This window comes from Marinicella litoralis (assembly GCF_002591915.1).
GTDB lineage: Bacteria > Pseudomonadota > Gammaproteobacteria > Xanthomonadales > Marinicellaceae > Marinicella > Marinicella litoralis.
Genome location: NZ_NIHB01000001.1, coordinates 1,106,814 through 1,121,835, shown reverse-complemented (window position 1 = coordinate 1,121,835; position 15,022 = coordinate 1,106,814). Strand labels below are relative to the sequence as shown.

13 protein-coding genes are annotated in these 15,022 nt (G+C 44.9%); 5 read left to right on the top strand and 8 right to left on the bottom strand.

What is annotated here, in order from left to right:
* The first annotated feature begins 309 nt into the window (after positions 1–309).
* The gene (gene rluF, locus CCS90_RS04930) at positions 310–1,023 is read left to right on the top strand and encodes a 23S rRNA pseudouridine(2604) synthase RluF (RefSeq protein WP_099018370.1); all 714 of its coding nucleotides are present in this window, start codon (positions 310–312) and stop codon (positions 1,021–1,023) included.
* A gap of 1,188 nt (positions 1,024–2,211) precedes the next feature.
* Here the strand turns inward: rluF and ilvA are convergent.
* From ilvA to CCS90_RS04895, 8 genes are all read right to left on the bottom strand, one after another.
* Complete coding sequence (gene ilvA, locus CCS90_RS04925) at positions 2,212–3,486, bottom strand: threonine ammonia-lyase IlvA (RefSeq protein ID WP_099018369.1); 1,275 nt, start codon at positions 3,484–3,486, stop codon at positions 2,212–2,214.
* 5 nt (positions 3,487–3,491) lie between these two features.
* Positions 3,492–4,538, bottom strand: coding sequence for a ketol-acid reductoisomerase (ilvC, locus tag CCS90_RS04920; RefSeq protein ID WP_099018368.1), 1,047 nt, complete (start codon positions 4,536–4,538; stop codon positions 3,492–3,494).
* A 36-nt stretch (positions 4,539–4,574) separates the two neighbouring features.
* Complete coding sequence (gene ilvN, locus CCS90_RS04915) at positions 4,575–5,138, bottom strand: acetolactate synthase small subunit (RefSeq protein WP_099018367.1); 564 nt, start codon at positions 5,136–5,138, stop codon at positions 4,575–4,577.
* Entirely contained in the window at positions 5,131–6,918 is a 1,788-nt protein-coding gene (gene ilvB, locus CCS90_RS04910) for a biosynthetic-type acetolactate synthase large subunit (protein ID WP_099018366.1), read from the bottom strand. Before ilvB ends, ilvN begins: the two co-directional genes overlap by 8 nt.
* Complete coding sequence (gene ilvD / locus CCS90_RS04905; RefSeq protein ID WP_099018365.1) at positions 6,915–8,705, bottom strand: dihydroxy-acid dehydratase; 1,791 nt, start codon at positions 8,703–8,705, stop codon at positions 6,915–6,917. The genes ilvB and ilvD overlap by 4 nt, the downstream gene beginning before the upstream one ends.
* Positions 8,705–9,601, bottom strand: a complete 897-nt coding sequence (locus CCS90_RS04900) for a branched-chain amino acid transaminase (protein WP_099018364.1) — start codon at positions 9,599–9,601, stop codon at positions 8,705–8,707. The genes ilvD and CCS90_RS04900 overlap by 1 nt, the downstream gene beginning before the upstream one ends.
* Positions 9,602–9,700: 99 nt before the next feature.
* Entirely contained in the window at positions 9,701–9,862 is a 162-nt protein-coding gene (locus tag CCS90_RS15050) for a hypothetical protein (protein ID WP_218961649.1), read from the bottom strand.
* Between the two features lie 124 nt (positions 9,863–9,986).
* On the bottom strand, positions 9,987–10,175 hold the full coding sequence (locus tag CCS90_RS04895; RefSeq protein WP_099018363.1) for a hypothetical protein: 189 nt from the start codon (positions 10,173–10,175) through the stop codon (positions 9,987–9,989).
* Positions 10,176–10,313: 138 nt separating this feature from the next.
* Between CCS90_RS04895 and CCS90_RS04890 the strand changes: the two genes are divergently transcribed.
* Genes CCS90_RS04890 through leuB form a run of 4 tightly spaced genes read left to right on the top strand, consistent with a single transcriptional unit; the run spans position 10,314 to position 15,019 of the window.
* The gene (locus tag CCS90_RS04890; protein WP_099018362.1) at positions 10,314–11,930 is read left to right on the top strand and encodes a hydroxymethylglutaryl-CoA lyase-like TIM-barrel protein; all 1,617 of its coding nucleotides are present in this window, start codon (positions 10,314–10,316) and stop codon (positions 11,928–11,930) included.
* 1 nt (position 11,931) lies between these two features.
* On the top strand, positions 11,932–13,329 hold the full coding sequence (gene leuC, locus CCS90_RS04885; protein ID WP_099018361.1) for a 3-isopropylmalate dehydratase large subunit: 1,398 nt from the start codon (positions 11,932–11,934) through the stop codon (positions 13,327–13,329).
* Positions 13,326–13,955, top strand: a complete 630-nt coding sequence (gene leuD, locus CCS90_RS04880) for a 3-isopropylmalate dehydratase small subunit (RefSeq protein WP_099018360.1) — start codon at positions 13,326–13,328, stop codon at positions 13,953–13,955. Before leuC ends, leuD begins: the two co-directional genes overlap by 4 nt.
* Positions 13,955–15,019: a 3-isopropylmalate dehydrogenase gene (gene leuB, locus CCS90_RS04875; RefSeq protein WP_099018751.1), complete on the top strand. Its 1,065-nt coding sequence runs from the start codon at positions 13,955–13,957 to the stop codon at positions 15,017–15,019. The genes leuD and leuB overlap by 1 nt, the downstream gene beginning before the upstream one ends.
* The last annotated feature ends 3 nt before the right edge of the window (positions 15,020–15,022 follow it).

Below are 15,022 nucleotides of genomic sequence, written 5' to 3'. Positions count from 1 at the left end.
TAATTTTCTGTAAATGATTCATTTTTACAGATTTTCGACACCATTTCATATAGGATAGCGCTTTTTTTGTAAGCGCTTTTTCTCATGCCAGACACTCCAAACTTGCAAACGAGTACTGACCCCAATATAAAATTCTTACAACAAACCATTCATAACATGGAAAATGAACTGTCTGCAGCTTCTTTTGGTGGTGACAGGAAACAAATTCCCTTGTTAATGAAACAACTCAAAGAAGCCCGAAAAATCTTGTCTAAAATGACCGGTGAAGATTGAAACATCAACGCTGCAAATCGTCATGCCGAAAAAAACATGACTACTGACGCAACAACCCGCATCAACAAATTCATTTGTGCAAGTGGCCTCTGTTCCAGAAAGGCAGCAGATGTTTATGTTGAACAGGGTGTGGTGTTGATTAATGGCAAACAAGCCATATTGGGTGATCAAGTGTCTGATGATGACATGGTCACTGTCAATGGCTTGGAAGTTAAACCATTGACCGCCGATCAAGTTATTTTTATTGCTTTGAACAAGCCAGTCGGTGTGGTGTGTACGGCGGCCAATGAGGTAAAAAATAACATCATTGATTTTGTCGATCACAAACGCAGAATATTTCCGGTAGGAAGACTCGACAAAGATTCTCAGGGTTTGATATTTTTAACCAACCGAAGCGACCTGGTAGACAAAATATTGGGTGCAGGTAATAAGCATGAAAAAGAATACCTGGTGACTGTAAACAAGGAAATCACTGATGATTTTATCATTGGCATGAGCAATGGCGTTCCTATGCTCGGCGAGGTCACCAAGGCTTGTCAGGTGGTTAAAGAGTCCAAATATGTATTCAGGATCACCTTGGTTCAAGGGCTGAACCGCCAAATCCGACGCATGTGTAGACACCATGGCTATTCAGTAAATAAACTGGAACGCGTGCGCATTATGCACATCAATTTAGATGGCTTGGCAAACGGTCAGTGGCGTGATTTGTCTGTAACAGAAATGTCATCACTGTATCAAGCATTGAAATGATCACCAGCAGACCTTTTATAGTTATTAAGTTAATGACTGAAGCCCAGTTCTGAAAGGCCCCTTTCAATACACCTAACCAACGCCAAGTCACTTCATACCAAAACTCACTTCGACAGGCTCAGTGAACTGATCTGTTTGTATCAACCAGCCCACCCTTTATTAATAACAAATCAGCAAAATGGATTGGATAAATACATAACCCAGTCTCTGAGTTTTTGATTTTATCCAACCGGAAAGAGTTTCAAGCTGAATAGAATTTTGGTCGGTTGAAGCCGACAAGCCAATAACTCAACGCCACATCAAAATCAGATCAAATTGACTGGGCGTATAGATGCTGGGTTGTTGACTTCAGTCAACCGGGCAGCATTTCAAGCTGAATAGGATTTAGGTCGGCTGAAGCCGACAACCCAATAACTCAACGCCACTTCGAAATCAGATCAAATTGACTGGGCGTATAGATGCTGGGTTGTTGACTTCAGTCAACCGAGCAGCGTTTCAAGCTGAATAGGATTTAAGTCGGCTGAAGCNCGGCTGAAGCCGACAACCCAATAACTCAACGCCACTTCGAAATCAGATCAAATTGACTGGGCGTATAGATGCTGGGTTGTTGACTTCAGTCAACCGGGCAGCGTTTCAAGCTGAATAGGATTTAGGTCGGCTGAAGCCGACAAACCAATAACTCAACGCCACTTCGAAATCAGATCAAATTGACTGGGCGTATAGATGCTGGGTTGTTGACTTCAGTCAACCGGGCAGCGTTTCAAGTTGAATAGGATTTAGGTCGGTTGAAGCCGACAACCCAATAACTCAACGCCACTTCGAAATCAGATCAAATTGACTGGGCGTATAGATGCTGGGTTGTTGACTTCAGTCAACCGAGCAGCGTTTCAAGTTGAATAGGATTTAGGTCGGTTGAAGCCGACAACCCAATAACTCAACGCCACATCAAAATCAGATCAAATTGACTCGACGTATAGATGCTGGGTTGTTGACTTTAGTCAACCGGGCAGCGTTTCAAGCTGAATATCGTTTAGGTCGGCTGAAGCCGACAACCCAATAACTCAACGCCACTTCGAAATCAGATCAAATTGACTGGGCGTATAGATGCTGGGTTGTTGACTTCAGTCAACCGAGCAGCGTTTCAAGCTGAATAGGATTTAAGTCGGCTGAAGCCGACAAGCCTATAACTCACAGCAACATCGAAAACAATTCAGGTTGGTTGTTCAGGTAATCATTGAAGAAGCCACCGGTTTTCATGCGCTGTAACAAAGGCTCGAAATCTCCTGCTTGTTTCAACTCAATGCCAACCACGGCTGGACCATGTTCACGGTTGTGTTTCTTTTGGTATTGGAAATAGGTGATGTCGTCAGCCGGTCCTAAAATGTCTGCAACGAACTCTTTCAAGGCCCCGGCTCGCTGAGGAAAACGCACCAAAAAGTAATGCTTTAAACCATTGAACAACATTGCGCGTTCACGAATTTCTTCGATTCTTGTGATGTCATTGTTGCTGCCACTGAGTACACAAACCACTCTTTTGCCTTTGATACGCTCTTGGTATTGGTGTAACCCAGCCAACGACAAAGCACCGGCCGGTTCCACCACAATCGCATCTTTGTTGTACAGGTTCAATATGGTTTGGCAAATTAAACCATCAGGCACATGAATGACATCATCCAGCAGTGAACGACAGATTTCAAAGGTGTGGCTGCCGACTTGCTGCACGGCAGCACCATCGACGAATCGACTGATGTGTTTTAATTTGGTGTTGTGACCCAATTGCAAAGCAGCAGCCATTGATGTCGCGCCTTCGGGTTCGACGCCGATAACTTGAGTATGTGGGGACAAAGCTTTAATCACGGTCAATATTCCAGCGGCCAAACCGCCACCGCCAATCGGCACAAAAATATAATCAATTGGGCTGTGGCATTGTTGTAATACCTCGCTTGCAATGGTCGCTTGACCCGCTATGATGTCTGGATCATCAAAGGGATGAATGAAGGGGTGTTGATTTATTTCACTGAAGGCATAAGCCTGTTGTTGGGCTGCATCAAAAGTGTCTCCCACCAATACCAATTCAACCTGATCACCACCAAACATTTTTACCTGCTCTACTTTTTGTTGTGGAGTGGTTACGGGCATATAGACCGAGGCTTTGACGCCCAATTTTCGACAAGTAAAAGCCACGCCTTGGGCATGGTTACCCGCACTGGCACAAACCACATGTTTAAGATTGGGGTCTTGTTCCAGTAAGGCTGCCATTTTATTGTAAGCACCACGAATTTTATAGGAACGCACGGTTTGTAAATCCTCACGTTTCAATAAAATTTCAGCACCCATGTCATTACTGTAAGTTAAATTAGGCAACAAGGGTGTTGGGTTTACCACGCCTTTGAGTCGCTTGATGGCAGCCGCCACATCGATGAATGGCGTTTGATTTTTTATTGGTGAGGCCACTGCAGTCATTGCATTCAACCATTCTCAGGTCTGAGTTTTCTGACTTGTTGACCGGTTTGCCAAATTTCTGAATTGCGCAAGGCTTCCAGTTCTTGGTCCAGCTTTTCGCGGTAATCGGCTTTTTGGTTGGCTTCAATCACCACCCTTGCCTCTTCACCACTGGCCACCGATGCATACAATTCTTCAAACAAGGGGGTGTTGGTTTCCCTGAATCTGTGGCGCCAGTCCAAGGCACCTCGTTGTGCGGTGGTTGAGGTGTTGGCATACATCCAATCCATGCCGTTATCAGCCACCAAAGGCATCAAACTTTGGGTCAATTCTTCAACTGTTTCGTTGAACGCCTCCGAGGGCGAATGACCATTATTTCTCAAAACGTTGTACTGGGCTTCAAACAAACCTGCAATCGCACCCATCAAAATACCTCGCTCACCGGTTAAATCAGAATACACTTCTTTTTTGAAATCGGTTTCGAACAAGTAACCAGAACCCACCCCGATGCCTAACGCAGTGGCGGTTTCTTTGGCCTTACCAGTGACGTCTTGAAAAATAGCATAACTGGAATTCAATCCCTTGCCTTGCTGAAACAACGTGCGCAACGAACGGCCGGAACCCTTGGGTGCCACCAAAACAACATCCACATCGTCCGGTGGCACAATGCCAGTTTGTTCATTAAAAGTCACTGCAAAACCATGTGAAAAATACAAAGTATCACCGGGGTTTAAGTTTTCTTTAACCACCGGCCAAGCAGAAATTTGACCAGCATCAGACAACAGATACATCACCACATCGGCTCGTTGCGTGGCTTCGGCCAATTCAAACAATGTTTCGCCTGCCACCCACCCATCAGCAACGGCTTTGTCCCAAGAAGCACCGCCTGGTCGTTGGCCGACAATGACATTAAAGCCATTGTCCTTCAGGTTCAGTGCTTGACCTGGGCCTTGTACCCCATAACCCAGCACCGCAATGGTCTTGTTTGCCAAGTATTGTTGTGCTTGTGGCAGTGGATATTCATCACGAGTGACCACTTCTTCCCATGTTCCGCCGAAATTTAATTGCGCCATAATTATTCCTATATTTTAAGTTTTAATTCATATTGTTCATACATCCACTTGATGATCCGCATCACAAGTGGCATTTTGTTTAAAAACAGACATGTCATGCGACATCGCCTCTGCATTCATTGGCTTGCTGATACTGACTGGTCCAGAACGGACAAATTCAAGCACACCTACCACCGATAAATCATCAAACAAGGCTTGGCTTTCATGCCTTTGACCGGTTTTTTCAATCACCGTAAACTGGCTATTCATGCTTAAAACTCGGGCATGGTGACGGTGTATGATTTGCTCAGTTAAGGTTTGTTCAAGCATTGACTTGGACGCTATTTTGTACAAAGCCACTTCTTGTTGAATCATCTCATCATCGGCTTGGAACGCGGCCCTGATTACCTCGATTTGCCGTTCCAGTTGTTTGCTTAATCGAAATGCAGTGGCATGATCGCAATGAACTTGAACGCTGTGCCTGAACACACCATTTTGCTCAGATTCACAGACTGATAAAGCCTCAATATTTAAATTGACTCGCGAAAAAACAGCGGTGATGCGATTCAAAATACCGGCTTGATCATTCGAATAAATGGCAAAGTTGTAATTTTTATTCATCTGTTTTGGCCTCCTGCTGATTGCTGTTTGACGCTTCTAAGCACATGTCAGCCACTGATGCACCTGGGGTAATGATGGGAAAAACATTGTCTTGTTGAGCCACCACCACCTCTAACACATATGCCCCAGGGTGGTCCATCATGGTTTTCAGAGCAGGCGCCAAATCTTCACGGGCCGTCACTTGCTGGTTGGCAATGCCATAACCATCAGCAATCATGCCAAAATTTGGATTACACATTTCAGTGGAGGCGTATCTTTTGTCAAAGTACAATTCTTGCCATTGTCTGACCATGCCCAAAAATTGGTTGTTGAGGATAATCACTTTGACTGCCAATTGCTGTTGCATCAACACCCCCAATTCTTGTATGGTCATTTGTACACCGCCGTCACCCACTATGCCAACCACAGGCCTGTCGGGACAAGCCAACTTGGCACCTATGGCAGCGGGTAAACAAAAACCCATGGTACCTAATCCACCTGAAGTGATTAAACTGCGACTTTGTTCAAACGCCGCATATCGGCACGCCACCATTTGGTGTTGTCCCACGTCTGTCACAACAATCGGGTTCTCATGCAATGCATTCAGTCCATCAATCACCTCCGCCATGTTAATGGCTGCTGTGCTGGGATTCAGATCGTGTTGTATGATTTTTTGTTGTTCAATTTGGTGCAGTTCATGGAATTGCGCCCTCCATAGTGGGTGTGCATTCTGCTTCAACTGCTTGATTAATTCAGGCAATGTTTGTTTTACATCTCCCACCACAGCCACATCAGCATGAACATTTTTATTGATTTCACTGGGATCAATTTCAAAATGTATCACTTGGGCCTGCTTGGCATAAAATTCTAAATTACTGGTGACTCGGTCATCAAAACGCATGCCGATGGCAATCAATACATCACATTCATTGGTTAAACGGTTTGGTGCATAGTTGCCATGCATGCCCAGCATGCCGACATACTGGGGGTGGTTGGTCGGGATGGCTGAAAGACCTAAAACAGTGGATGCCAATGGAATTCCTGTGCGTTCTGCAAAGGCTAAAAATTCGGCTTCGGCCCCACCCAATAGAATCCCTTGGCCAAACACCACCATGGGTTTTTTGGCTGCATTGATTAAACTGGCCGCCTGGGCCAAGGCCAATTGATTGGGTCTGGGACTCGGTTCATAGCTGCTGAGGAACTGACAGGCTTGATAAACAAAATCCAATGATTCCACCTGAGCGTTTTTGGTGATGTCAATCAACACCGGGCCAGGCCGACCACTTTTAGCGATGTAGAACGCTTTGGCTAAAGCCGCTGGAATTTCATCGGCTTGGGTGACTTTGAAGTTCCATTTGGTCACTGGAATTGAGATGTCCAATATATCAATTTCTTGGAAGGCATCAGAACCCAATAAGTGGGCAAAAACCTGACCTGTGATACAAACCAAAGGGGTTGAATCCAAATAGGCATCAGCAATTCCGGTGATCAGATTGGTGGCGCCTGGACCTGATGTGGCAATGCATACGCCCACCTCACCAGATGCCCTGGCATAACCCTGTGCCGCATGAACCGCGCCTTGTTCATGACGCACCAAGATGTGTTTCAATTGCTTTTCATAATCCATCAAAGCATCATAGGTTGGCATGATGGCACCACCTGGATAACCAAAAATTGTACTCACCCCTTCTGCCAACAGGCATTTGATGATGGCATGTGATCCGGTGAGGTTTTCCACGGCTGGCATGGCCTTTTTTTCATGCATTGTCATGTTGTCTGAAATCATCGAAGCTGTTTTCATCTCATCACTCCTTTGCTGTGACGATGTATGTTCGAACAATTGGCTGCCACATCCTCTGCAATTAAATTCGTTTCAATGGGCTTGGTTTTTTGCATTGCTTGGTCATTGACCAGATCGGTCAAACAACCCATTGACGCCGATGAAACGGTGCGCGCATATTTACCTAAAACACCCCGTTCATGTTTGATTGCTGGCGCTTGCCATTGCTGCTTTCTTTGTTGAAGTTCTGAATCACTGACATGTAATTGTAATTGGTTTTGTTTGGCATCAATGGTGATTAAATCCCCATCCTGCACCATAGCAATAACACCACCCACCTGTGCTTCAGGGGTTACATGACCCACCACAAATCCATGGGTGCCACCAGAGAATCGACCGTCGGTTATCAAGGCCACTGAATCACCCAAACCCGCACCAATGATGGCAGCAGTGGGTTTCAGCATTTCAGGCATGCCCGGGCCACCTTTGGGTCCAACGTAACGAATGACCACCACATCGCCGGCTTTGACTTGACCTTGAGCAATGCCAAGATTGACTGCATGTTCACTGTCAAATGTCACCGCAGGACCATGAAAAAACTCACCTTCTTTTCCGGTGATTTTGGCCACTGACCCTTCACTGGCTAAATTGCCTTTGAGGATTTGGATGTGTCCTGAATCCTTGATGGGCTGATTTTGCATGCGCAGTACATCTTGACTGTCATCTAAGGCATGGATGGATGCTAAATTAGCGGCCAAACTTTGGCCAGTGACAGTCATACAACTGCCATCCAACCAACCCAAGTCCAACATGTACTTCATCACAGCTGGTACACCTCCAACTTGATGCAGGTCTTCCATCAAGTATTTACCACTGGGTTTTAGGTCTGCCAAAAATGGGGTTTTATCACTGATGGCTTGCAAATCATCCAACGTCAAATCAATGCCTGCCGCATCCGCAATGGCCAAAAAGTGTAGCACTGCATTGGTTGAACCACCCAGCACCGTTACCAGTTTGAACGCATTGATCATGGCGGCTTTGCTTACAATGTCCCTGGGTTTTAAATCCTGTTGTATCAAGCCATTGATGGCATCGGCCACTTGTGACATTTCATCTAATTTGTCTTGACTGATGGCTGGATTGGAAGAGGAATAAGGCAAGCTCATGCCCATCGCTTCTATCGCTGATGCCATGGTGTTGGCTGTGTACATGCCACCACAGGCTCCAGCACCTGGGCAAGCCTTTTGGATCACTTGTTGGTAATCACTTTCGTTGATTTGGCCACTGACCTTTTCACCCCAAGCCTCAAAGGCAGACACCACATCTAATTTTTTTCCTGCATGACAACCGGCTGCAATGGTGCCACCATATACCAACAAAGCCGGTCGATTTAAACGCAGCATGGCCATCATCGCACCAGGCATGTTTTTATCACAACCCACCACCGTCACCACCGCATCATAGTGCATGCCGGCCACCACCATTTCCATGGAATCAGCTATCAAGTCGCGCGATGGCAGTGAATAATGCATGCCATTGGTACCCATAGAAATGCCATCTGAAATGCCAATGGTGTTAAAGATCAAGCCATTTAATGGGTGTTTGCTCACCGCATTTTTGATGTTTTTGGCCAAGTCATTCAAATGCATATTGCATGGATTGCCTTCATAACCAGTTGATGCAATACCAACAAAAGGCTGGTTCAATTGTTCAGTGCTCAATCCAATGGCATGTAACATGGCCTTGGCAGCGGGTTGTGAATCGTCTTGGGTAACTGACCTGGAATATGGATTTAATGGGTGTTTCATTAGGCGGCCCTGACTTTTTTATATTCAACTTTTTGATTCCTGACTTTTCGTTGAAACTGTTGTTGTAAAGTGGCACCAAATGTGTCTTCCCAATGCCGACTGAAAGGCTTGTTATCCACCGTGCCTATGGCTTTGATTTCCACTGCGGTACCTGTTAAGAAAGCCCCTTGTGCACCATAGATTTCATCAGGTTTGAATAATTTTTCTTTAACCGCTATGCCATTAGCAGCAGCCATTTCCATCACGATGGAGCGGGTGATGCCCGGTAGAATATGACCCTTGGGTGGGGTATACAGTACGCCGTCTTTTTGTAGAAAGAAATTGGCGCCGCTGGCTTCTGCCACATGACCCTGTTGGTCCAACAACAAGGCATCATCAAATCCTGAATCATGGGCATCTTTGGTGGCCAAAATGGAGTTGACGTAATGTCCTGAGACTTTGGCATCGACATGGCAGGAATTGGGGTCAGGCCGACAATAGGGCGACACTTTCAATTTTAAATCACCAGCATCAAAATATTGACTCCAATCCCAAGCGCACAGGAATAAGTTTGACTGACTTTCCGCTTGTAGGCCCAACCTTTCATCGGTATAAACCAATGGACGGATGTAAGCGTCTTTTAAATTGTTTTTTTCCAACAATTGGTAAGTCAACTCAATCATTTCATCCACGCTGTGGTGCAAGTCAATGTACATGGTTTTGGCTGAATACAACAGCCGTTCAAAATGAGCTTTGGCCCTGAGAATTTTTGTACCTTGGTCGGTGGCGTAAGATCGAATGCCTTCGAAGACGCCATTGCCATAATGAAATGATTGTTGGTATAAACCTGTTTTGGCTGATTTCGCTGACAGCCATTTGCCGTTCAAATAAATCACTGTGTTGTCATCGTAGTACATCTTTTTTGCTCTGTTTTCTGCTGGTTAAAAAAATTTCCAAAAAAAAAGCCCTTCTTGGTGAGAAGGGCTTTTTTTGGGGTTACCAATTGTTTGCCGAACTCACCACACACGTGGGCCGATAATCACGAGAATGACTGCGACGACGTTAATGAGTTTGTTGTTGGCAAATAAATTCATGTTTGGATTTTCAGTATTATTTATATTTTCAATCGGTTGGTTTTTGCGCTTTTCGTTAAAAAAGCTTGTTTCGTTTGAGCCCATGATGTTGCAACTAAAATTGAATGTCAACCCTTAATTTTAAAATTTCTCTTATGCCATTTAGTTCTATAAAAAAAGCTTTCTTTTTTTGTTACGAGTATGTTAGCTTAGAAAAAGGCGTTGATTTTTAAGCAATCTCAACATGATTTTTCTGACTATTTTTACATTCAGGAGCACTGCCATGAAACGGCAACACACAAGCTACCATTGTCATCATAATGACCAAAGCACCTACCAACACGCCCATAAAAACAACACCATTACTGCCCTCCTCAACCTCCTCCTCTTGATTAGAATCTAACTTCGAATCAATCACTTAGACTTGTTTTGAATTTCACTGACTGAATTCAAAACAAACACCAAAAACAAATTTAAGACGTGATGCATTCGAAGACTTGCTCTTTGGGTACAGCCGTTCTGTACCTGTCATTTACGTCAAAACGAGTACAGCATAATGAAACACATAAAAATTTTTGATACCACATTAAGAGACGGTCAACAATGTCCAGGTGCCGGCATGAGCTACACCAAAAACATTGAGTATGCACAATTGGCCAGCAAGATAAACATCGATATTTTAGAAGCTGGTTTTCCCAGCGCCAGTGCAGAAGATTATAAAATCGTAAACCATATAGCAAAAATGTATGGACAACAAATACACAGTCCCAAGGTGGCTGCCTTGAGTCAATTGCGAGCTGATCAAGTCAAACAAACCATCAAAGCATTGGAACCTTTGATTCCATCTGGTCGTGCTATTTTGCACCTGTATTTACCGGTGGCACCGGAATTGATGAAAGCTTCATTGGGTAGTTACGCCAATGACCAGACACAAATTCTGCTAGACATTGCGAACATGATTCACATGGCTGTAAGTGCTGGCCTAGCCGTTGAGTTCAGTCCAGAAGCCTATTCACAGATGGGTGAAAATTTTGATTTCACCACTGAGGTCATCAGCACAGCCATTGCTGCTGGTGCTGCCACCATCAACTGTCCTGACACCATTGGCAGGTCCTGTTATTTAGAAGGCGATGATTATTTTGTTAATCACATGAATGAACATGCCGCTATCATGAAAAGACGCTTCCCCAACAAAGAAATCACTTGGTCCGTTCACTGTCACAATGACTTTGGATTGGCATTAGACAACAGCATGCGAGCCGTTTTCCAAGGACCCGCCACGCAAGTTGAAGGCTGTTTTAACGGCATAGGGGAACGTGCTGGTAATGTTGCACTAGAACAATGCATCATGTACTTAAAAACTTTTGGTGAACAGCACAAGTCCCAAGCTTTTACCAGTCAATGTCGAACACAACACATACGGCAAATTTCAGATTTTGTTGATGCTCACATGTTGCCCCGCCAACCTCATTGGCCGATCAGTGGTGACAATGCAGCCAAACATTCATCGGGCGGTCACACCAATGCCATTTTGAAAAATGCCCATGTCTATCAACCCTTTAAGCCCAGTGATGTGGGCAAACAAATTTCATTTGTTTTTGGGCCCTTGAGTGGCAGTAACCACGCCCAATCCATCATTCAAAAGCATGGCTATATATGTGACCACAATGAACGGCAACCAATCATGCAATTCATCAAAGATTTCCACTGCAACCGCAGAAAAGGTTTAACCGATGAAGAGTTCATGCAAGCCTATTTTGCCTACCGTGCCCCCATTAGAGTCTCAGCCATTGATTTTGAAAAAATCAATAATGAAAGACATTTCACCATGCAGGCCAGTGTGTTTGATGACCACCAACAAATTGACTTTATTTGTCAGGACAGTGACACCGCAACCACTGCTTTACACCGTTATTTAACAGAAAACTTTGTCCCTTTTAACATTCAATCCTACCGCAGTGAGTCCAAAGAACCTGGGCGTCACGCCGAAGCCCATGCCACCATCAGCATTGCGTCCAACAATGAATTTTTTCAAGGCAAGGCACATGACAGGGACATCGAATCTGCGGCCTTAAAAGCTTTGGTTGATGCCTGTAACCAATTATTGATTGAGCAACATTACGCTGTACAAATTGATCAACCGTCATTTGCCGCTGTTGGGCTGAGAGATTGATATGAATAAAAACATCGCAGAAAAAATATGGCAACAACACCTGGTACATGAAAATCATGGCTTCCCGGATGTCTTGGCGATTGACTTTGCTTTATTGCATGAAGTGACTTCTGCCCAAGCTTTTAAAATGATCGAAGATCACGGCTTGTCGGTGCATGACCCCACAGCCTTTATTGCCACCATAGACCACAGCATTCCTACCAGGAAAAACCGCCATGAAATTTTTGATTCAACGGCAAAAAGTCAGATTGAATTGTTACGCAGTAATTGCGAAAAGCACGGCATACCCATCTGTGACGTTGACAGCCAACACCAAGGCATCGTCCACGTGATTGGTCCAGAACTGGGCATCACTCAACCTGGCATGACCTTGGTCTGCGGTGATTCGCATACCGCCACCCACGGTGCTTTTGGCGCATTGGCTTTCGGCATAGGCACCTCTACTTTGGCTCATGTTTTTGCTGCAGGGGCGATTTTAATGACCCGGCCCAAAGTGATGAAAGTCGACTTCTCTGGCGTCTTGCCCGAAGGTGTATTTGCCAAGGACATGATCATGTATTTGATAGCTGAAATAGGCATTGGAGGTGCGACGGGTCATGTGATTGAATACACAGGTGCTGCCGTCACTGAACTTTCTATGGAACAGCGCATGACCTTATGTAACATGAGTATAGAGTGTGGCGCCATAGCCGGTTTGGTTGCACCCGACCAGGTCACTTTTGACTACATCAAAGGACGGTCATACGCGCCCAAAGATGAACAGTGGCAACTAGCTGAGCGTTATTGGAAGTCATTATGCAGCGATGACAACTGCAGCTATGACCAAACCATACATTTGGACATCAACCAATTAAAACCGATGGTCAGCTGGGGAACCAATCCTGAACAAGCGGTGCAAATCAATCAAACCCTTCCAAAACGTACCAATCAAAACACCGATTCCTTGGATTATGTCGAATTGCAAGCTGAGCAGAACCTCACTGGCACACCAATCGACTGGGCATTTGTCGGATCATGTACCAATGGCAGGATAGAGGATTTGCGGGTGGTTGCTGACATTTTGCAACACAATCACATTGCACCGCATGTCACCATGTACATCGTGCCTGGTTCTGAACAAGTGATGCAACAAGCCAAGGAAGAAGGACTGGAAACCACATTCAAACAAGCCGGCGCTGAATTCAGGATGCCTGGTTGTTCCATGTGCCTGGGCATGAATGATGACAAAGTACCACCCGGTGCCAGGTGCATCAGTACCACCAATCGAAACTTTATTGGTCGTCAGGGCACTGGTAGCATCACTCATTTGGCATCGCCTGCTACTGTTGCATACAGTGCATTGGCAGGTCATATCACCACATCATTTGATCAACAAAAAAGACAACAGGAGGCCTCATGAAACCCAACATAAAACCAGCCATTACCACCATCAAGGGCTTGTGTGCGCCAATGATGATCAATGACATTGATACCGACATCATCATTCCAGCACAACACTTGACCCAAACATCCAAAACAGGTTATGGCCAACATGCTTTTGCCCGCTTAAAACAAGCCGATGTTGACTTTGTGCTTAACCAGCCTCAATATCAGAATGCCAAAGTATTAATCACTGGCGATAATTTTGGCTGTGGTTCATCGCGTGAGCATGCCGTGTGGGCGATTCAAGAATTGGGTTTTGCAGCCATCATAGCGCCATCATTTGCCGATATTTTCAGCAACAATGCACGTAAAAATGGGTTGGTGTTAATTGAACAATCAATCGACATCTGCCAACAATTGGCCGAATTGAACAAATTCACACCACAAACCATAGAAATTGACTTGCTGTATTCTCATGCGAAGACTGCACAACTGCATTTTGATTTTATGCTCAACCCCTTCTTTCAATACTGCATCACCCAAGGGCACAGTGAGCTGGATTATTTGATGAGCCACCAAGCAGCCACAGTGCAGCATAAAAAGCAGTCGATTAATCGACAATTGTTCATAAATTATCCACAACAATTAGGCACATCGTCATGATGAATCCATCAATCGCAGTATTGGCAGGTGATGGCATTGGTCCCGAAGTGATGGCACAAACATTAAGGGTACTGCAACAGGTGGCCCCACAAATTACCACCAAACATGGCCTGATTGGCGGAGCCGCCTACTGCCAATATAAAAGTCATTTTCCAACAGCCACCAAGCAATTAATTGATGTTTGTGATGCCGTATTATTTGGGTCCGTCGGAGGTCCGATCGAAGCGGCCGAACAGCCCCAATGGAAAAACTGCGAAGTCAATTCGATCTTGGCACTAAGGAATCATTTAAAGCTGGCCATTAACAGTCGACCTGCCAAATTTTATCCTGCCCTCAAAGACATCTCTCCATTGAAAAATGAACGCTTGGAAGCTTGTGATGAAATCCTTATATTGCGTGAATTACTGGGCGATGTATATTTTGGAGAAAAACGCACATACACAGCAAATGGCTACAAAATTGCAGAAGATACAGCCAAATACGATGAAAATCAAATTGCTCAAGTGGCGCACCACGCATTCAAAATCGCCGCCACCAGAAAACAACAAGTGGTGTCTGTCGATAAAGCCAATGTGTTAGATACTTCAAAACTTTGGCGGCAAGTTTTTCAACAAGTGGCCAAACAATATCCTGAGATCACCTTGACTCACATGTTGGTAGACAACTGCGCCATGCAATTGATTTTAAATCCTGCGCAGTTCGATGTGATTGCCACCAGTAATTTATTTGGAGACATCCTATCCGATGCCGCCAGTGCCCTGCCCGGTAGTTTAGGCATGATGCCATCTGCCAGCTTCAGTTCTAAGGGCTTTGGTTTGTATGAACCGTCGGGAGGATCTGCACCAGACATTGCTGGCCAAAATAAGGCCAACCCAATGGCACAAATCTTGTCACTGGCCATGATGTTAAGACATTCTTTTGATCTTCATACTGAAGCCAATGCCATAGAAAAGGCCATTGAAAATACCTTAGATGCTGGTTTTAGAACTCAGGACATCATGCAAGTGGGTAGGCGCGCAGTAGGCACCCAAGCATTTACCGATGAGATATTGCATCATTTGTGAGCA

What these genes read in the sequence shown, in the direction of transcription:
- rluF (WP_099018370.1), top strand. Translation starts at nt 310, where the DNA reads ATGACTACTGACGCAACAACCCGCATCAACAAATTCATTTGTGCAAGT.
- ilvA (WP_099018369.1), bottom strand. Translation starts at nt 3,486, where the DNA reads ATGACTGCAGTGGCCTCACCAATAAAAAATCAAACGCCATTCATCGAT.
- ilvC (WP_099018368.1), bottom strand. Translation starts at nt 4,538, where the DNA reads ATGGCGCAATTAAATTTCGGCGGAACATGGGAAGAAGTGGTCACTCGT.
- ilvN (WP_099018367.1), bottom strand. Translation starts at nt 5,138, where the DNA reads ATGAATAAAAATTACAACTTTGCCATTTATTCGAATGATCAAGCCGGT.
- ilvB (WP_099018366.1), bottom strand. Translation starts at nt 6,918, where the DNA reads ATGAAAACAGCTTCGATGATTTCAGACAACATGACAATGCATGAAAAA.
- ilvD (WP_099018365.1), bottom strand. Translation starts at nt 8,705, where the DNA reads ATGAAACACCCATTAAATCCATATTCCAGGTCAGTTACCCAAGACGAT.
- CCS90_RS04900 (WP_099018364.1), bottom strand. Translation starts at nt 9,601, where the DNA reads ATGTACTACGATGACAACACAGTGATTTATTTGAACGGCAAATGGCTG.
- CCS90_RS15050 (WP_218961649.1), bottom strand. Translation starts at nt 9,862, where the DNA reads ATGGGCTCAAACGAAACAAGCTTTTTTAACGAAAAGCGCAAAAACCAA.
- CCS90_RS04890 (WP_099018362.1), top strand. Translation starts at nt 10,314, where the DNA reads ATGAAACACATAAAAATTTTTGATACCACATTAAGAGACGGTCAACAA.
- leuC (WP_099018361.1), top strand. Translation starts at nt 11,932, where the DNA reads ATGAATAAAAACATCGCAGAAAAAATATGGCAACAACACCTGGTACAT.
- leuD (WP_099018360.1), top strand. Translation starts at nt 13,326, where the DNA reads ATGAAACCCAACATAAAACCAGCCATTACCACCATCAAGGGCTTGTGT.
- leuB (WP_099018751.1), top strand. Translation starts at nt 13,955, where the DNA reads ATGAATCCATCAATCGCAGTATTGGCAGGTGATGGCATTGGTCCCGAA.